Source organism: Aminobacter sp. P4_D5, from assembly GCF_056401815.1.
Genome location: NZ_JBFUIP010000014.1, coordinates 42106 through 57716, shown reverse-complemented (window position 1 = coordinate 57716; position 15611 = coordinate 42106). Strand labels below are relative to the sequence as shown.

General features: G+C 60.8%; 26 protein-coding genes and 1 tRNA gene. 10 read left to right on the top strand and 17 right to left on the bottom strand.

Annotated features, from left to right (window positions below; translation table 11 throughout):
* Positions 1–24 precede the first annotated feature (24 nt).
* Together AC1DWF_RS05680 and AC1DWF_RS05675 are read left to right on the top strand one after the other, a co-directional pair.
* Positions 25–1194, top strand: a complete 1170-nt coding sequence (locus AC1DWF_RS05680) for a glycosyltransferase family 2 protein (protein WP_476841505.1) — start codon at positions 25–27, stop codon at positions 1192–1194.
* Positions 1195–1269: 75 nt separating this feature from the next.
* Positions 1270–1343: transfer RNA gene (locus AC1DWF_RS05675), tRNA-Gly, on the top strand.
* A gap of 73 nt (positions 1344–1416) precedes the next feature.
* Here AC1DWF_RS05675 and AC1DWF_RS05670 read toward each other — a convergent pair.
* From AC1DWF_RS05670 to AC1DWF_RS05600, 15 genes are read right to left on the bottom strand one after another with little or no spacing between them, the layout of a single operon-like run.
* On the bottom strand, positions 1417–2442 hold the full coding sequence (locus AC1DWF_RS05670) for a tyrosine-type recombinase/integrase (RefSeq protein WP_476782621.1): 1026 nt from the start codon (positions 2440–2442) through the stop codon (positions 1417–1419).
* Entirely contained in the window at positions 2429–2629 is a 201-nt protein-coding gene (locus AC1DWF_RS05665; protein ID WP_476782622.1) for a hypothetical protein, read from the bottom strand. The genes AC1DWF_RS05670 and AC1DWF_RS05665 overlap by 14 nt, the downstream gene beginning before the upstream one ends.
* On the bottom strand, positions 2629–3015 hold the full coding sequence (locus tag AC1DWF_RS05660; RefSeq protein ID WP_476782623.1) for a DUF4326 domain-containing protein: 387 nt from the start codon (positions 3013–3015) through the stop codon (positions 2629–2631). Before AC1DWF_RS05660 ends, AC1DWF_RS05665 begins: the two co-directional genes overlap by 1 nt.
* Complete coding sequence (locus AC1DWF_RS05655) at positions 3012–3497, bottom strand: ASCH domain-containing protein (protein ID WP_476782624.1); 486 nt, start codon at positions 3495–3497, stop codon at positions 3012–3014. Before AC1DWF_RS05655 ends, AC1DWF_RS05660 begins: the two co-directional genes overlap by 4 nt.
* Positions 3494–4486 (bottom strand): DUF5131 family protein, encoded by a 993-nt coding sequence (locus AC1DWF_RS05650; protein ID WP_476782625.1) that lies wholly within the window; start codon positions 4484–4486, stop codon positions 3494–3496. Before AC1DWF_RS05650 ends, AC1DWF_RS05655 begins: the two co-directional genes overlap by 4 nt.
* Positions 4486–4809, bottom strand: a complete 324-nt coding sequence (locus AC1DWF_RS05645; protein ID WP_476782626.1) for a hypothetical protein — start codon at positions 4807–4809, stop codon at positions 4486–4488. Before AC1DWF_RS05645 ends, AC1DWF_RS05650 begins: the two co-directional genes overlap by 1 nt.
* Positions 4787–5536, bottom strand: a complete 750-nt coding sequence (locus tag AC1DWF_RS05640; RefSeq protein ID WP_476782627.1) for a hypothetical protein — start codon at positions 5534–5536, stop codon at positions 4787–4789. Before AC1DWF_RS05640 ends, AC1DWF_RS05645 begins: the two co-directional genes overlap by 23 nt.
* 2 nt (positions 5537–5538) lie before the next feature.
* Positions 5539–6675 (bottom strand): DNA polymerase III subunit beta, encoded by a 1137-nt coding sequence (gene dnaN, locus AC1DWF_RS05635; protein ID WP_476782628.1) that lies wholly within the window; start codon positions 6673–6675, stop codon positions 5539–5541.
* Entirely contained in the window at positions 6672–7637 is a 966-nt protein-coding gene (locus tag AC1DWF_RS05630) for a DUF2303 family protein (RefSeq protein WP_476782629.1), read from the bottom strand. Before AC1DWF_RS05630 ends, dnaN begins: the two co-directional genes overlap by 4 nt.
* A 35-nt stretch (positions 7638–7672) precedes the next feature.
* Positions 7673–8020 carry a hypothetical protein gene (locus AC1DWF_RS05625; protein ID WP_476841504.1) on the bottom strand — a complete coding sequence of 116 codons (348 nt, stop codon included), beginning with the start codon at positions 8018–8020 and terminating at the stop codon, positions 7673–7675.
* A gap of 22 nt (positions 8021–8042) precedes the next feature.
* On the bottom strand, positions 8043–8375 hold the full coding sequence (locus tag AC1DWF_RS05620) for a hypothetical protein (protein WP_476782631.1): 333 nt from the start codon (positions 8373–8375) through the stop codon (positions 8043–8045).
* Between the two features lie 14 nt (positions 8376–8389).
* Positions 8390–8875, bottom strand: a complete 486-nt coding sequence (gene ssb, locus AC1DWF_RS05615; RefSeq protein WP_476788438.1) for a single-stranded DNA-binding protein — start codon at positions 8873–8875, stop codon at positions 8390–8392.
* Positions 8876–8877: 2 nt separating this feature from the next.
* Entirely contained in the window at positions 8878–9561 is a 684-nt protein-coding gene (locus AC1DWF_RS05610) for a hypothetical protein (protein ID WP_476788437.1), read from the bottom strand.
* Positions 9558–10094 (bottom strand): hypothetical protein, encoded by a 537-nt coding sequence (locus AC1DWF_RS05605; protein ID WP_476784669.1) that lies wholly within the window; start codon positions 10092–10094, stop codon positions 9558–9560. Before AC1DWF_RS05605 ends, AC1DWF_RS05610 begins: the two co-directional genes overlap by 4 nt.
* Positions 10084–10239, bottom strand: a complete 156-nt coding sequence (locus AC1DWF_RS05600; protein WP_476784668.1) for a hypothetical protein — start codon at positions 10237–10239, stop codon at positions 10084–10086. Before AC1DWF_RS05600 ends, AC1DWF_RS05605 begins: the two co-directional genes overlap by 11 nt.
* Before the next feature lie 184 nt (positions 10240–10423).
* On the opposite strand from AC1DWF_RS05600, the gene AC1DWF_RS05595 reads away from it, so the two are divergent.
* Entirely contained in the window at positions 10424–10699 is a 276-nt protein-coding gene (locus tag AC1DWF_RS05595) for a hypothetical protein (protein WP_476788436.1), read from the top strand.
* A 201-nt stretch (positions 10700–10900) separates the two neighbouring features.
* Positions 10901–11221, top strand: a complete 321-nt coding sequence (locus AC1DWF_RS05590) for a signal recognition particle (RefSeq protein ID WP_476788435.1) — start codon at positions 10901–10903, stop codon at positions 11219–11221.
* Between the two features lie 418 nt (positions 11222–11639).
* Here AC1DWF_RS05590 and AC1DWF_RS05585 read toward each other — a convergent pair whose 3' ends face one another.
* Complete coding sequence (locus AC1DWF_RS05585) at positions 11640–12341, bottom strand: XRE family transcriptional regulator (RefSeq protein ID WP_476841503.1); 702 nt, start codon at positions 12339–12341, stop codon at positions 11640–11642.
* A gap of 27 nt (positions 12342–12368) precedes the next feature.
* Between AC1DWF_RS05585 and AC1DWF_RS05580 the strand changes: the two genes are divergently transcribed.
* The 6 genes from AC1DWF_RS05580 (at position 12369) to AC1DWF_RS05555 (ending at position 14779) form a co-directional block, all read left to right on the top strand.
* Positions 12369–12698 carry a Cro/CI family transcriptional regulator gene (locus AC1DWF_RS05580; RefSeq protein WP_476784664.1) on the top strand — a complete coding sequence of 110 codons (330 nt, stop codon included), beginning with the start codon at positions 12369–12371 and terminating at the stop codon, positions 12696–12698.
* A gap of 295 nt (positions 12699–12993) precedes the next feature.
* A complete protein-coding gene (locus AC1DWF_RS05575; RefSeq protein ID WP_476784663.1) occupies positions 12994–13485 on the top strand; it encodes a hypothetical protein in 492 nt (163 codons plus the stop codon).
* Complete coding sequence (locus AC1DWF_RS05570; protein WP_476841502.1) at positions 13482–13979, top strand: GcrA family cell cycle regulator; 498 nt, start codon at positions 13482–13484, stop codon at positions 13977–13979. Before AC1DWF_RS05575 ends, AC1DWF_RS05570 begins: the two co-directional genes overlap by 4 nt.
* Positions 13976–14248, top strand: coding sequence for a hypothetical protein (locus tag AC1DWF_RS05565; protein WP_476784661.1), 273 nt, complete (start codon positions 13976–13978; stop codon positions 14246–14248). The genes AC1DWF_RS05570 and AC1DWF_RS05565 overlap by 4 nt, the downstream gene beginning before the upstream one ends.
* Positions 14241–14537 carry a hypothetical protein gene (locus AC1DWF_RS05560; RefSeq protein ID WP_476784660.1) on the top strand — a complete coding sequence of 99 codons (297 nt, stop codon included), beginning with the start codon at positions 14241–14243 and terminating at the stop codon, positions 14535–14537. Before AC1DWF_RS05565 ends, AC1DWF_RS05560 begins: the two co-directional genes overlap by 8 nt.
* Positions 14538–14545: 8 nt before the next feature.
* Complete coding sequence (locus AC1DWF_RS05555) at positions 14546–14779, top strand: hypothetical protein (RefSeq protein ID WP_476784659.1); 234 nt, start codon at positions 14546–14548, stop codon at positions 14777–14779.
* Here the strand turns inward: AC1DWF_RS05555 and AC1DWF_RS05550 are convergent.
* Positions 14776–15585 (bottom strand): HNH endonuclease, encoded by an 810-nt coding sequence (locus tag AC1DWF_RS05550; RefSeq protein WP_476788434.1) that lies wholly within the window; start codon positions 15583–15585, stop codon positions 14776–14778. The genes AC1DWF_RS05555 and AC1DWF_RS05550 overlap by 4 nt on opposite strands.
* Between the last annotated feature and the right edge of the window lie 26 nt (positions 15586–15611).

The following is a 15611-nucleotide window of genomic DNA, read 5'->3' as shown; positions in this document are numbered from 1 at the left end:
ATCGGCGACCGCAGCATCGCGCAATTGTCGGGCGACGCAGTCAAGCCGCCGCTCGTCAGCTTCGTCGTCATCAGCTGGAACTACGCTCAGTTTGTTGGTGCCGCGATCGATTCGATCAGGGCGCAGGACTATCCGCATTTCGAATGCCTGGTCATCAACAATGGCTCGACCGACGACAGTGCCGAGGTGATTGCCAGGCACATTCAGGGCGACAACCGGTTCGCCGTCGCCACACTTGCCGAAAACCTCGGGCAACTGGGCGCCGCATTCTGGGCGCTGGACAAGGTAAAGGGCGGTCTCGTCACCTTTGTCGACGCCGATGATGTGCTGTTTTCGAATTTTGCCTCAATGCACGTCCAGGCGCATCTGGCACTGCCGCACAGCGTTGCCTTCACATCTTCAAGCGTGGCGGAGGTGGACACCCATGGCAACGCGCTGACGGCCGCAGGCGCATGCGTCGATATCAGCGGCAGTCACATGATGCGCGGCTTGCGCGAGAAGGACGCCACATTGCGGGTGCCGTCCATAACCCAAGGGGATTTCGATACCCTGGCAGCCAGGACCGCCATCGTCCCCAGGCCTGTCTTCGGCTGGCATTGGGGGCCGGGCACCGCGAACATGTACCGCGCTTCCATCCTGCGTCTTGTACGCCGCGATGGTCCGCACATGCGCTCCGCCGACGGCTACTTCAATTTCATCTGCAATGCGTTTGCCGGAAGTGCCCTGATCGATGTCATCCTTTCGGGATACCGCCTGCATGGCTCGAACTATTTCTCGGCGCGCGAACGCTCCATCTGGCTGGTGTCAGGCAGTCCCGCTTACAATCTGAAAGCTAGCCAAGMGACACTGACTGATATCGAGTACTTGCTCGCCAATGTGGACAAGTACGCCTGGATGCTCGATGGCGCCTTCTGGCAAGTCGTGGATCAAGTAACCAGGGAAGCGTCCAAGCGCCTGCGGAGTTTCTATCGCGACCCAAAGCTATTTGAGATTTTCCTGGCCAACGCGCCGCGGCTTGCGGCTGAATTTCGTCCTCGCATTTTTTGCCGCGAAATTCTGGCCCGCTTCTCCGGCAGCCAGGCGCGCAAGATCTTGCGCAGAGGGTTCGGCGGCAAGCTCAGCGGCCGCGCCTATGGCGAGATCGCCTTGTCTCGGCTCCGGATGGCCCATTCGGCGCTGCGCAAACGGAAATAGCCCACCATCGTTTAGTGAGGATCAAACCCTTTCCCGATTGCCGAGCCGCATCGCGAATGCTAACCAAGTGCCCGCGCGGGTATGATGTAATGGTAGCCTGTCAGCTTCCCAAGCTGAACGCGCGGGTTCGATTCCCGCTACCCGCTCCAGCTTATGCCACAAGGCTTTGAGCAGGATTTCCACACTGCCGAAAACAGACGGTTTTACAGGCAGTTTTACAGCTTACGTTCTCTTTCTGGCCTCATCGAGCTTGCGGATTCGCTCCTTGATAGCGGCGCCGCGGCTGACGTAGCGACGAATAATCTTGGCTACCTGGTCTTCGTCCCAGGCCATGATCTCTGCGATCTCGCGCTCTGTCAGGCCGGAAATGTAGAACTTGGTCGCCGCGGTTCCCCGCAAATCATGGAAGTTGAGGTTCTCGCCATCGGGCCAGGCATCCTGCTTCGCCTTGACGAATGAACTGCCGAGGCCGTCCTTGACCCAAGGCCGCTTCTTGCTGCTGGTTAGGATGACCGGCGAGTTCCGCGGTATCCGCGCGAGAACGTCGCGCAGCGCCTGATAGAGGGGGATGACGGCCTCGCGCCGATGCCTGCTCTTGCCCGTGGTGATGACAATCGCATCCTCGCCGACATGCGACCAGGACAGCCGGATCAGATCGCCGACACGCAATCCGGTATGGGCTGCCAGATCAACGGCATGAGCCACCTCGGCCGAGCACGTCGCCTTCAGGTGGGCGATGTCGGCGTCCGTCCAGATGATCTCTGCACGGGATCCTGAATAGAGTTGCTTGATCCCTTCACACGGGTTGGTCGCGATCTTGCCGAGCGGGTCGACGGCATAGGACAGCACGCGGGAGAGGACCTGCATGCCATAGTCGGCAGCGCGCGGTGTCTCGGTATAGCCGCCGCGCCATTTGCGGATGAACGGCCTGATCCTTTCGGGCCGGTCGAACTGGGCGATACGCAGATCGCCGAAGTGGTCGGAAATCCGATCAAGCCACGGCCCCCAGTTCCGGCGGGTAGAATCGGCCAGGTCCTTATAGTCCTTGCTCGCCTTGTATCGGATGACGAGCGAGCGGAATTTATTGCTGTCCGGGGCTGATTTCGATTCGACAGCCTCGCTATAGGATGCCTGGAACTGAGGTGTGCCAGGCTCACCCTTTACCGCTGGACCGCCGCGCCAGGCGTAATAGTAGGTCCGGCCCTTGGCCTTGACCGTGTGCAGCCCCTTCAATTCAACCATGACCATGTCTTGCCTCGAAAGCCGCGAGTTCGCGATCGAGGTCATCTTCATCATCGCCGGAAGGCTTCGTAAAGTGCCAGCGGTGAGTGCCGTTCGGCATGATGTCGAGCGCAGCTGGTTCGACGCCGGCCTCTTTCAGCACGGCAAGGGCTGTCTTTAGATCGTTGGGGCGCATGAATGGTCGACGGGCCATCAGCTTTCTCCCTGCTGATTTGCCCGCGCGAGCAGCACGTCTGCATGGCAGGGCTGGTCGAGCCTGCACCAGCATGCGAGGTTCTTGCCTCGCAGCTCGTGCAGGTTGTTTCTCATCGTCTTCCAGCCAGGAAGATCGCTGTCCAAGCATTCAACGAAGCAGTTGACCGCTCGTTGTGCTGCCTCAGTCTTCGACCGGAAGAGCGGGTAGTTAACTTCCCAATCGTGGCGACCAGCGAACGCTGGCGACCCGTCATCCATCCATCGGCCGCATTCAACGACCTTGTAGAGATTTCCCCATTTCGAAGGGCGCGACACCTTCACTGTGTTCTCGGGCATCTTCCAGCCCTTCTTGCGCGACAACTGAACACGAACAGGGGATGTCATAACAGCAACCCTTGCACCGGCGCCGGCGCGGGCTCGGCCGGTCGCTCTTCAGGGTCCATGCGACTGCGCCAGTCGAAGAAGCCTTGCTTGCCCTTGAGCAGGATGGGAGTGATCGGCCGGGCATGAGCCAGCACGAAGCCATAGGTACCGAAGAACCACGGGCTGGCCGAACTCGTGACGCAATCGACGACGTCAGCGACGCCGACGATCGCGCCAAAGGCCAGATCGTCGAATGCCAATGCGGGCACATCGAGGCGCTCGCCGATATAGGCGACGGTGTCCTGGTAGCCGCCGGCATCCTCCGCAAAATTCTTCTTGTCGAACTTGCTGGCATGAATGCAGACCGGCCCACGAATGCCGGTCGACCAGACGCGGTTTTCGATATCCTTCCAGCCCATGACGATGGCATGCGCCCATGGCTGGCGGATTGTGAGGGCGAGCTTCGGCAGGTCGCGCATCATTTCTTCGGCTCCGGGAGTCATGGCCGCACCTCGATTGCGGGCATGGCGCTATGCTCGACCCCGTCGAGCAGTCTGCCGGTGATGGCCTTCGTGGCATGGAGAGCGCTGCCGCAAGACGGCGACCAAAGCCGGCGATCGGCTTGCATCTGACCGGCGGGGAGATGTGCCCCCCATTGCTTGAAGAAGAACGGGACGCCGGCCGTGGCGCATTGGTCACGGATCGAGCGGACCCAATCCGGATGCAGAATCGGTCGAGCGCCCTGGCCGCTCTCGCCGCCGACGATGATCCAGTCGAGCTTCGGGAACCATCCTCGCATGCGTTCTAGACGCGGCTGACAGCCCGTCGGGTCGAAGCCGTTTGGCCCGTACCATTCACTCAATATCTGATAGGTCTGGTCGGCCTTGGGTGTGAAATCAATCGGCCCGAGCATCGGCTCGGCAGAAACGAAGCGGACAGCTGCCGGCGTGTCGAGCAGCTCGGGGATGCGTTCGTCGGCGCGCTGCTGATCCTCGGCCGAGACGCCGATCCAGACATTCGGTAGGGGCCAGGAATAGACCTCTCGTGCCCCGCCGCTGAAAGCGTACCAGTTCGCATAGATATCCTCGAGCAGGTCCGGCCGGGACAAGAATTCTCGCATCCTGTCAGGGCGCTTGGTCAGCACCTGGAAGGTGTGCTGGCTTGCGATTGCCATGACGGTAAAGACGTCAAGGATCCATTCGTCCGGCACATTCTCCGCAAACAGGTCGCCGTGGGCGCAGACGAAGATTCGTCGCGGCTTCTTCCAGTCGATTGGCTGGTGCAGCCATTGCTTGTTAAGGCGGACCTCGCCGGTCCAGACTGGTCCCGCCTTGCTGTCTCGCGTCAGACCGGCGCGGCTTTCATGATGCTTCAGCCGCGTGCCGGCGAGCTTCATGGCGTAGCAGTTGGTGCAGCCGGGCGAGACTACGGAACAGCCGGTGATCGGGTTCCATGTCGCGTCTGTCCATTCGATGAGGGAGTGATCAGCCATCACATGAACCTCATGCCGGTCACAGGAAACGCGCCCCTTTCGCCTTCGCCGGCGAAAACGAACATTCCTTCCTCTTCTTCTGCCGGGGCTAGCCAAAATTGCGTCAGGACGGCGCCGCAACTGTCATCAATGAGGCCCTGCACATCCTCGACGATCTCCTCGCCGTAGTCTGCGAAGGCCTTGGGAATCTCATCGACGGCGGCGCCCGCTATCGTGCGGATATCGACATGTCCTGAGACGAAGGCAGCCCAAGGGTCGCCTTCTTCGGTGACGTAAGCGGTCCAGGGGACGTTGACGTGATCAGACACCGGCTTGCCCTTCAATTGGTTGAGTGGGCAACCGCGGATAATCCGGGTGCGGGGTCCAGTGCGTGTGATAGTCGGGCCAGCCGCCGACCGTGCAGGTCATTTCCTGACCATCAACGGTGACGAGGATCGTTCTACCGAGATCGAGTGGGGTGCCGATATAGGCCGGCTCGCCCAGCCATCGGCCGGTTTGGTCAAGTGTCCACCAGACGACGCTGCCGAAATCTTCGTGCCATTCGTCGAGCGGGCGAGCCTCCACCACGGAGTCCTGCGAAAGAGTGGCGTGCTCTGGCAGTGGTGAGTGTTTCGGCTTGGCTGCCTGCTTGGCGCGGATCTTCTCAAGGTTTGCCCAGCAGCGGGTGAGTTCCGTCTCGCCGGCGCCCAGCATGTCGAAGTTGTGAGCAAGGCAAAGCGCGGCCAGCGTGTTCATGACACCGCCGACTTCCTGATACCGGTCGCCAATGGGGCGATTGAACACGTAGTCGACGAGCTGATGCGCCTCGCTGGCGGTCGTGCCGCAGGCTTGGACCAGTTCGAGGGCTTCCTCGATAAAGCGATGGTTGCGTTCCGTGCGGTCAGCGGCGATCTCCATGCCAAAGCAGGCGAGAAGCCAGGTGCTGACACGATCCTGGTAGCCGCCTCTTTGGGCAGCTCGGGCATCGCGCGCTGCCTGTTCGAAGCGGTTGTTTGCATCGAGCAGATCGTTGATGCGCTTCTGCTCCGGCGTTGGCTGGATGCTGTCCATGGTCACACCCTCATCGGCATGATGACGAAGAGCGGCTTGAGGCCATGCTCGTCGGCATGTTCGGGTTCGACCAGCGCGGGCGCGCCGGCGTCGCCAAGGTTGAAGATCAGCTGCTCGCCGTCGGCCGCGTTGAGCATGTCGAGGCAGTAGCGGCCGTTGAAGCCTACCTCGACGCTGTCACCGGCCAGATGTGTGACGACCGCATCCTCGGTCGCGCTGCCAGCATCGGGATTGTTGGCGGCAAGCGTCAAAAGGCCGTCAGACGAGAACCCGAATTTTACGGCGCTGCCTCGCTCCGACGAGATGGTGGTGACGCGGTCGACCGCATCGGCCATCGTCTTCTTGTCGACGATGAACTGGTTGGGATTTCCCTGCGGGATGACGCGGGTGTAATCCGGAAACGTGCCGTCGATGAGTTTTGAAACCAGTGTGCCGGCAGGCGTTGAAAACCGGATCTTGGTATTCGACACGCTGATCGACACCTCGCCCTTGTCGGCCAGCATCACCTTGAGCAGGCCAACTGTCCGCCGCGGCACGATGATGCCTGGCATGCCTTCGGCACCGTCAGGCAATGGCGCACGGAACCTGGCCAGCCTGTGGCCGTCGGTTGCGACAGCGTTGAACAGTGGGATGCCTTCGTCTTCGCTGGCATGCCAGTGGATGCCGTTGAGATAATAGCGGGTCTCTTCAGACGAGATGGCGTAGGTAACCGTGCCGAGCATCCGGGCCAGCGCGCCGGCGTCGAGCCCGAAATGGTGGCTGAAGTCGCCTGCCGACATGGATGGGAAATCGTCTGCCGGCAGGACGGGAACGCGGAAGCGCGAACGCCCGGCCGAGATGGCGGCGAAGTTCTGCTCAATCTCGAACACGACGTCGACGGCCTCCGGCAGCTTGCGCACGGCGTCATGAAGCGTGCCCGCCGGCAAGGTGAAGGCTGCAGCCGTTGTCGCCTGACATGTCACCTCGGCGCTGATCTCGCAGTCGAGGTCAGAGCCGGTCAGCCTCAGGCTTCCCGCCTCGACGGCGAAAAGCAGGTTCTGCAGCACGGGGATCGTGCTACGCCGCTCGACCGCCTTGCCGGCGAGCGCAAGCGCGGGAAGCAATGCCTCCCGCGCTATGGTGAAGCGGGCCTTGCTCACGCCGACATCTCCGGCTTGCCTTCGAAGACCGGCAGGCTGGTCTTGTCGGCCATGTCGAACAGGGCCGTGCGGACGTGCTCGGTGATGAACAGGTCAGGACGGTAGATGTTGAAAAACCAGTTCAACTGGCCGCCGACAGGGCGATAGCGCAGGCGCACGGGCATACGAACCTTCTCACCCATGAAGAACGGTGCGACCGACAGCATGAAGAGGCCAGGCACCTTGAGCGGCTTGCCGCTGGCGTCGTTGTGCGTCTCCTCGAAGGAGATCTGGCCCTCGCCAGATTGCAGGGTAACGGTGTTCTTGACCTTGGTGTCGACAAAGACCTGCAGGCCGCGCGACAACTCCACCACCTGCGACGGCGTCGCGAAGGTCAGGTTGAAGTCGCGTTCATACCGGATCTTCTCCTCCTCGGAGGGACTGGCAAGATCGGGAATACGATCATCGAGGAACCAGGCGAAGTCAGCCTGCTTCATCATCTGACCGTCCTTTTCGACCCAGGCCTTCCACTCGTCGGACAGCGGGAACGGGTAATGGATGCGGTGCTTGCCGTTGCCGGCCAGCCCGCCAGCCGTGTTCTCGTGATAGTCGACGACGGTAGTAATCGAAGGATTGCGCCACTCCATGTTCGCGAACACGGCGCTGTGCACGGTCTTGTGGCGCTGGGTCAGGCTGAGAAGAGACTCGAAGGTCTGCACCTGGGCAGTGCCAGACTTGCGCGCAGGGTGGGTGCGGTAGTTCTCGAAATGGCTGGCGACGCTTTCGAACTCAGGGCTTTCGCCGCGCAGAAGCCCGACCGGAACTTCGTCGGGCACGCCGAGCATTCCGTCCGGCTTCTTCAGGATCGTGATTTCGGCGCCGTTGGCCATTGTGCCGAGCTTGGCGGCCACTCCCAGATCGAAGCCGAGGCAACCTGGCAGGTTGAGGGTGGCGGCTTCGGCGATGTTTTCTTGGTCGGTCATGATGTGGATAGTCCTTCTGGCTGGAGGTGGAGCGGTTAGACGGTGCGGCGCTCGGCTGCGTCGCGGACGCCGCCGAACATGTCGGTCTGCTGGGGATGCTCGGTCGACAGCGAGCCATCTTCGGTAACCCAGTAGAAGGAAGATCCTCGAGGAGCCTTTGGCACCTTGGTTTCGATGCCGGCGGTGACGGTCACAGCACCAGCCTCGACCTCGAAGTCGAGCGCTAGCGTGACCTTGCCCTTGACCTTGGACTTTCGGCCCATGATCTCGCCGAGGTCCTTGAGCTTGGACAGCGTTTCGCTGATATCGTTGGAGAGCTGGGCGGCAAGCTCACCGMCCTCGAGCATGCCGATAATGACTTGCGCATCGCGTATGCGTTTCATGGTTTTCCTCGGTTTCAGGTAGCTAGGTGTTGGCGGCAACCGGCGCAGCTGGCTGGCCGTCAAGTTCGACGCGAGCGCGCTCGCTCAGCATGGCGATGATGGCCTGCTGTTGAGCGATGTGCGTTTCGATGATAGGGCGCGCCATTGACCACGGCACGTTGAAGAGCCTGTGGCTGTTGGCGCCAGACGGAACGCCCAGTTGCAGGCCGTCCTGGTGTCGACCGAACGCATCGCGAATGTCCGGATGGTTCCGGCGTGACAACGCCTCGGTGATTTCCCCGAGCAATTCGGTGGCAGTCTCGACCTCGCGATAGGCGAGAGCTATTTGATGTGCGGTATCCTTGCTGACTGGCATCGGTCTTCTCCGGCCTAGAATGGGATTTCGTCGTCGAGGTCGCGCGAGGTGGTGTCCTGATTGCCGCGCTCTTGCCGGGTCGAGCCGGACGATGTCGAGCCGCCGCTCTGGCTGCCGTAATCGTCAGGTCCGGCCGCGCCCTGTCGACCGCTGCCCTGCGGCAGCAGCTTCAGTTCGCCATTGAATTCCTTGAGCACGACCTCGGTCGAATAGCGGGGCTGGCCTGCCGGGTCTTCCCATTTACGGGTGCAGAGCATGCCTTCGAGGTAAACGAGGTTGCCCTTCTTGAGGTACTGCTCTGCAACCTCGCAGATGCGTTTGTTGAAGATGACGACCTGGTGCCACTCCGAACGCTCTTTCTTCTCGCCGGTCTGCTTGTCGCGCCAGACTTCGGAGGTGGCGACGCGCAGGTTGACGATCGGATCGCCGCTCTTCATGCGGCGGATTTCAGGGTCGGCACCAAGGCGGCCCATCAATGTGACGCGGTTGATGGAAGACATATTCAGCCCCTCGCGATAATGCCGAGATAGCGTTCGAGGCGATCGATGAAGGCTTCCTCGGCTTTCATCGGGCCCCAAGGCTTGATCGCGCCGGTCAGGCGCGGCGGCTTGAGATCACCTGGTGGCAAGCACTCGACGGCTGCGTGCGGACCGAAAAGCGCTTTTGCCTCGGCCACCAGCATCCTGTTGTCCATGTCCTTGACCTGGCGGGCGTAGAGCGGCATCAACTCCAGATCGGGAATGCCTGCCGCCTTGAAGATCTGGATGTCGATCTCGCGCTTGACCTCGCCGATGGCGCGATGCGCGAGCTTGTCGACAAACTTCAACGCCGAGCCGGTCAGCTTGGCTTTAATAGCCAGACGTAGGATCTGGAGCTGGATGCGGTCGACCATCGGGCGCGTGCCATCGCCGGTAAGATATTCGTGTCCGTCGTGCAGCAGGAAGTAGCCTGCGAGGGTAGTGTCGCCGGTCTCGTTGAACAGGCCGTCGGCACCCATGACGCTGTGCTGACCGACGGAATAAGCTGGGCAGCGATAGATGGCGTTGAACCTCGCCATCTTCGAAAGACCGGCGGCCATCGCCGCAAAGTCGATGTCGGCGACCATCACGTTGGCCAAGTCCATTGCCGAGCCGTCGGGCCGAAAGGCTGGAACCGCAATAGGAAGGTGACGGACGGCTGCGGTCACTGGGCCACCTTCTTCAGGGTTGCGGTGATTGCCAGGGCCGCGGCGACCTTGAGGCTTATGTCCTTGCGCGAGCGCGGATGCAGCGGAAGGCGATTGAGGTAATCGCGCAGCTTGTCGAGGCAACGTTCGCGCTGGCCCGGCCATGGGTCGAGGAGATAGGATCCGCGCGCCGTGCAATAGTGCCCCCAGGTCTGGAAGAGCGCCTGCGTCTCGGCGGTACCAGCAGGCAGCGGCAACCGATTGGGAAGCGGCGACACTGCCTTGGCCACCAGCTCGGCCATACGGTCGGGCTCGGGCGTGATCTGGCGTGTGCCGCGTTCATTGGCCAGCTGCTCGGCCTGCCTGTGATGCTCGGTGATCTCGGCCGAGGTGAAGCCTTCACGGATCAGGTCGCGGAAGGTTGGGCCGCCATTGCCAAGGGCAGTGACCTCCAACATCGTCTCGGCCATCTGGCTGGCGCGTGGATGCGGGGTTTCATCCATCTCGGGGAAGATGGCGCGAATCTGTGACGACGGGCGAAACTCAGCGTGCATGGCTGGTGGCCTCCTTTAATAGTTTGATTTTCCTGATGAGGACGCCGGGACGGCTAGCTTCGGCCAGCGAGCGGACGGACCTGGCGTCCACGGCTTCGATGTCGAGCGGGTCGCCATCGGCGAAATGGATACGGAACGTCAGCATCACAGCAACCCCACGACGAAAGCAGCGATGAGAAGGATGGCGCAGGTGACTGCGAGGCCAGCGATCATTGCGCAGATGGACTGTGCAGGGCTGCGCCGCATCGAGCGCTTGCCTCGGAGGTCATAATCTCCACACTGGCGTGAACTGTGAGGGAGTCGGACCTGTGCCGAGAAGTGAAGAAGAAATGGAAGAGTTGATCGGGCGCCAGTTTGCCCTTGAAGCGATGCTGACACATCTGATCTGGAGTTGGGCGAAAGAGCAGCCTCATCCCCCGTCGGCCCTTGCCGGCTATTTGCGACCGATAGAGGAAGGGATGGAGCGATTTGCGGCCAGTCATTCTCCAGACAACGCTTCCATGCGGGCTGCACGTCAGGCTGTTCGCGACATTGCGAAAGAGCTGGAGAGGACGCTACACGAAGCAGCCTTGCGCCGTTCAAGCGACAAAGGTCCGGTGCAGTAGCTACGTCGGAACTCGGTGAGCCGCGCATCATCACAGCGCCCCAAGAACAAAAGCGCTGACCAGCAGGATGGCGCAGGTCACTGCCAGGCCAACGAATTCCTCGGCCATCGACAGCCGGCGGGCCGGTGTCTGAGGTGCCAAGCGCTTGCACCTGCTATCGAAATCGCCAAGATGTCGTGAGCTGACGGGGAGGATTTCCAGATGAAGGGCGTTTTGATAGGCGCGGCGGCGCTCGTAGCGGCTTGGGCCGTCGAGGCGCGTGCAGACAATAGCTCGATGATCGCGTTCGATCTTGGCGACGTGATCGGCTCGGAGAAAGCTTGCGGCCTTTCCTTCGATCAGGAGGCGATTGCCAGGTTTGTCGAGACGAAGGTGCCCTCTTCCGATCTTCGCTTCACGGATAGGATGGGCAAGTCTGCGCGCATCATGGAGAGCCGAATTGACAAATTCGGATCTTCGCAGAAGACCGCCCATTGTGTGCAGGTCAGGCGAATTGCCGAAACTTATGGCTTTGTGAAGTGACAAGCGACGCTCCATCGACTAATGCGATGGGCAATTGAAAGCACAGCTTTTATTCTAATGCAAGTGGCACTTTCATTGCTCTAGCCTGTTTTTAGATTCGACAGCGCGGATAAAAGAATCAATTATAGAACGGAGAGAGAACAGACGGGGCAGGGAATGAGCATACCAACGACGGGCGAGCCGCTACTGGGGCAAGTGCTGTCTATCGCAATCGAATGCGGAGACTGTGGCCGACACCGCTGGTGGAAGCCCAAGCAGATTTACCGGACCGGCGCGACGGCGACGACACCTGTGAGAGAGCTGGCATCACGTCTTGCGTGCAGTGAATGCATTGAGAACGGCGAAGAAGGCCGCAATCTGTCAATTCAAGCCGCATTCTCTACGGATTTGAACCGGGCGAGAGCCGATGCCTATATGCTCAATAACCGAGAAGTTCCCGGTAAGGGATTACTCGATGCATGGCCTTCATCTCGTACGGGTTGAAGGTCATTTCAATCGGCGGGTTATATTGCTTGCAAACAATCTCGGAGGCCGTTCGCCTCACGAGCCGCTTGATGTAGGCCTTTCCGACAGTCTCGTCGCCCTTCKGGAACATCTCGATTACCACATCGTCCCCAGCGACAGGCGCCCTTCCACCACAATACAGTAAATCTGCGGGTTCATAGCGCGGGATCATACTCTCACCTATCACATGGACGGCAAAGACATTGCGGATCCTGGCAATCCCAGCGGGGCGCCGAGCATAACCAACGATTTGGCCATTAAGGGCAAAATCGCCATCGTCGCCGCCAACTGATACACCCAGTATCTCGACATCCTCCGGCCCCATGTCGACCGGTGCGGGATCGGTGACGCGTTCGATCTCTGAAAGATCCTGCTGCTTACCGACATAGCGGAGCTCGCCACGGTTCGCGGCCAAGGGGTCGATTTCAAGGAAGGTAGCCACCTTCCGCAGATTCTCCATTGTCAGATCATTCTCGTCGCGCTCCCATTGCCCGACAGCGGCAGTCGACACCCCGGCCACCTCCGCCACCTGGCGCAGCACATATCCGCGCTGCTTCCTGGCTTGCCTCAGGACTGATCCAACACTTCTTTCCATGGCTATGTTTTGATGAAACATGGGCCTACTCGTCTATGAAAGAGTGACTTGCATAAAAATGAAAGCTGTGCTTTTAATTTGGTCATGTCACAGCTCGCACCTTTACCGACGGATGAGATCGTTGCTGCCGCAGGCGGGCCGAGCGCGCTTGCACGCAAGCTCGGGATAAAGCCTCAAGGGATTTCCCAGTGGCGACGCGTCCCTCCTGAGCGGGTTTTAGAGGTTGAGCGCGTCACTGGTATTTCGCGATACCAGATCCGACCCGACATCTATGGCGACGATCCAAGTGATTTCGACGGCCCCTCGCCCGCCGTCGCGGCCGGTCTCGATCGTCCCCACGGCGAGGCCGGCCACCCCTTCACCGGAGCGGACGCATGATCCGCATCGTCACCAATACCCTGAGAGAGAGGGCGGTCAGGTACGGCTCGCAAGGCCCCCTGCACCTTTTGAGGCACGGCCGTTGCAAGGCGTCCGTAGGAGCGATCCTCGCCGCCCGTTTGAACGGCGCCCGGCAGGCCTTTGAACCTGTCGGGCCGCCTGGCTCCAGTCCTTGATGAGTATGTGACGCGGGTTTTCATGCCCACGATCTGACACCTCTCAGCCATTTCCCGCCACGGGAAAACACGCCGGGCTTTCCCGGCGCGGGAAAGTTTTTGCCTTTTTGGAGCCGACAATGCCCGCCAATGCAGATCTTCGCTTCTACCGTATCAAGGCCGCGCAACGCGATTTGATCGCCATGGCCGGCGGGGTGGAACGCGCAGCTGATATCACGTCCTTTTCCAAGAGCGCGGTTGGCCGTTGGAACCATGCCGCCGACCACGACCTGATGCCGATCTCCGCCGTGCTGGCCCTTGAGGCCGAATGCGGCGTGCCGCTGGTCACCTCGGCCATGGCCGACCTGAATGGACGCCGCCTTGCAGATTCGGACGCCGTGCAGGTCGCGACTGGCAATATCTTGGCACGCCACGCGGAGACTTGCCGGCATGCAGCCGAGCTGATGGCCACCGGTGCGGCATCGTTCGCCGACGGCAAGCTGACGCCCGCCGAAGCCGCCGAGATGGATCGCGCTGCCTCGCGTATGGAGCAAGGACTTTCTGAACTGCGCAAGACGCTCGCCGGTGCGCGAGCAACTGGCCTCTCGATCGTCGAGGGAGGCGCAAAGTGACCTGGTCTGCTGAAGCGCTCGACCTGTTGAAATCGCTGGTCGACGCCGGCTTGAGCGCCGGCCAGATCGCCACACGCATGAGCATTTCACGCAGCGCGGTGGTCGGTAAGATCCATCGTGCCGGTGGGGCACTGGGCAAGCTTGCTCGGCCTGCCGGCTTTCAGCGTACTAAGACCGTGAAGGTCGAAAAACCGGCCCCTGCACCCAAGTCGGTCAAGCCGGCGCCGGCACGCCTGCGTGTTTCGGMGCCTCCCATTGCGATGGTTCAGCCAGAGCCCGTCGTGCGGCGCAAGGCTGTCGACATCATCGTCGTGCCAATGACGTTCGCGCGTGCATCGGCTGAGAGCCGCTGCCTTTTCTACGCCGCTGACCCGTATTCGCCGGCAAGCACCGAAATGCTGGTCTGCGGCTGCAAGCGCATGATCAACCTGCGCAACAAGCCCTATTGCACCGATCATCTTTTCGCCGAGACCGAAAAGGCCTCGGCAGCATGACGAACGTCACGGCCGCCCCCACCCTGCGCGCCGATGCCTATGAGCCGGCTCTTGTCGATTTCGAGGTCTTCGCGATGTTTCTCGAGGCGCGCCGGATCGCGCGGTCCAAGACCGAGTTGCGGGTGGCCAAAGAGGCAAGGGTCGAGCTCGACGACGTTCGCCGCGCAGCGCGTGGCCGCAACCCGGGTGCATATCAGTTCTTCGCCCTTTGCGACTGGATCGGCGAAGAGCCCACGATCTTCCTAAAAAAAGCAGGGCGCCATGGCTGAGCGGCTCGCACAGTTCGAATATCGCGCCCTCGGCCGGTTGGCCCGCCAGAAGCTTGAGGCTGACGGCCGCGGCTGGCGCATCAACGCATCAGAGATCGGCGTCACCTCGTCCGACCTGTCGCGCCTTTCCAACGGCCAATCGGTCTCAGCAGCCAAGGTCATTGCTGTCTGTGACTGGCTGAAGGTCTCGTTCCGAGCCTTTTACGCCCCTGCAACTGCAGCGATCCAACTGCGTGAAACACCCGAAATGTTTCACGGGAAGAGCACTGAAACAGAGAGGCGCGCATGAGACCGCATTTGAAATCACCACCTGCGGGACCTGCCTTCGGCACTCCCGACAGCATCATCCCTGCCCGGTTATTTGCGCTCGCACCTGCCATGCAGGCGGAAGGCGTCCTGTTGCTGTTCGAGATGGGTCAGTCGATGCGCCAGGTACAGGCGCGCACCGGCCTTTCCTCCGGCGCGATCAATCACCTGATCCGCAACACCAAGCCTTTTGCACGCACCGACGACAGGAGCGAACCTTGCTAGTCATGAGCAGCGATTGTCTTCATCCGGTCAAGCAGTGTCGCGTTGTAAGCGGGCCCATCGGCACCCGAATGCACTCGCCGATGACAGTTCGGACAAAGTGCGATCACGAACCTGGGATCATCCGGGCCGCCGTCACTGGCGCGTCGAATATGATGTGGCTCGAGGTATGGTTTGCCATCTGGCCTGAGGAACGGCGCAGGTTGCTCGCACCCCTGGCAATGGCCTTTCGCTCTCGCCAAAACATAGGCCTTCACTTGAGCAGAGCGCGTGTAGATGTTCCTATTTGTCGTGCCGCCCGGGGCGGACGGCGCCGCGGCTTCCATTGCCAGCTTTCGCAAGGCTTCCAGATCGTCGGCCGGGGTCGGCGACGCGTCAACGCTTTCGACGATGTCTTCCAGTTGCCTAAGCTCAAAAACTATCGCCTTTCGAAGCGTGTCTTGGCTGTCTCGAGACTCCTCCCAGTGCCACCCTTGGCAGACCAATTCACCCAAGAAGGTGATGGTTCGAGCTGGGTATTCCTTCTCGAAGAGAAGCAGGCTTTTGCCGTTCTCAACGTGATTTGCGATGGCCTTGTTGCCGCGGATCATCTGCATGTCGCCGACCTGGCCTTCGCCAAAATATTCAATCAGCCCATCGGCATGGAAGCGGTCGTCGTACCCGAATTCTTCACCTCGTTTGCCCGACATGATGAAAATGACGTTGTGGTCACTGGGCGTGATGATGCCACCCTGCATTTGACCGCCGTACAGTTTGTGAATGTCAGCGCGTCGATTGTACTTGTGACCGCGCACAAAGCCCCAACTCATCTTCGAAATGTCTCCCCTAAGCAGAA

Coding starts and splice junctions, on each gene's coding strand:
- AC1DWF_RS05670 (WP_476782621.1), bottom strand. CDS start 2,442: ATGGTCATGGTTGAATTGAAGGGGCTGCACACGGTCAAGGCCAAGGGC.
- AC1DWF_RS05665 (WP_476782622.1), bottom strand. CDS start 2,629: ATGGCCCGTCGACCATTCATGCGCCCCAACGATCTAAAGACAGCCCTT.
- AC1DWF_RS05660 (WP_476782623.1), bottom strand. CDS start 3,015: ATGACATCCCCTGTTCGTGTTCAGTTGTCGCGCAAGAAGGGCTGGAAG.
- AC1DWF_RS05655 (WP_476782624.1), bottom strand. CDS start 3,497: ATGACTCCCGGAGCCGAAGAAATGATGCGCGACCTGCCGAAGCTCGCC.
- AC1DWF_RS05650 (WP_476782625.1), bottom strand. CDS start 4,486: ATGGCTGATCACTCCCTCATCGAATGGACAGACGCGACATGGAACCCG.
- AC1DWF_RS05640 (WP_476782627.1), bottom strand. CDS start 5,536: ATGGACAGCATCCAGCCAACGCCGGAGCAGAAGCGCATCAACGATCTG.
- AC1DWF_RS05630 (WP_476782629.1), bottom strand. CDS start 7,637: ATGACCGACCAAGAAAACATCGCCGAAGCCGCCACCCTCAACCTGCCA.
- AC1DWF_RS05620 (WP_476782631.1), bottom strand. CDS start 8,375: ATGCCAGTCAGCAAGGATACCGCACATCAAATAGCTCTCGCCTATCGC.
- ssb (WP_476788438.1), bottom strand. CDS start 8,875: ATGTCTTCCATCAACCGCGTCACATTGATGGGCCGCCTTGGTGCCGAC.
- AC1DWF_RS05605 (WP_476784669.1), bottom strand. CDS start 10,094: ATGCACGCTGAGTTTCGCCCGTCGTCACAGATTCGCGCCATCTTCCCC.
- AC1DWF_RS05600 (WP_476784668.1), bottom strand. CDS start 10,239: ATGCTGACGTTCCGTATCCATTTCGCCGATGGCGACCCGCTCGACATC.
- AC1DWF_RS05595 (WP_476788436.1), top strand. CDS start 10,424: ATGGAAGAGTTGATCGGGCGCCAGTTTGCCCTTGAAGCGATGCTGACA.
- AC1DWF_RS05590 (WP_476788435.1), top strand. CDS start 10,901: ATGAAGGGCGTTTTGATAGGCGCGGCGGCGCTCGTAGCGGCTTGGGCC.
- AC1DWF_RS05575 (WP_476784663.1), top strand. CDS start 12,994: ATGCCCGCCAATGCAGATCTTCGCTTCTACCGTATCAAGGCCGCGCAA.
- AC1DWF_RS05565 (WP_476784661.1), top strand. CDS start 13,976: ATGACGAACGTCACGGCCGCCCCCACCCTGCGCGCCGATGCCTATGAG.
- AC1DWF_RS05560 (WP_476784660.1), top strand. CDS start 14,241: ATGGCTGAGCGGCTCGCACAGTTCGAATATCGCGCCCTCGGCCGGTTG.
- AC1DWF_RS05550 (WP_476788434.1), bottom strand. CDS start 15,585: ATGAGTTGGGGCTTTGTGCGCGGTCACAAGTACAATCGACGCGCTGAC.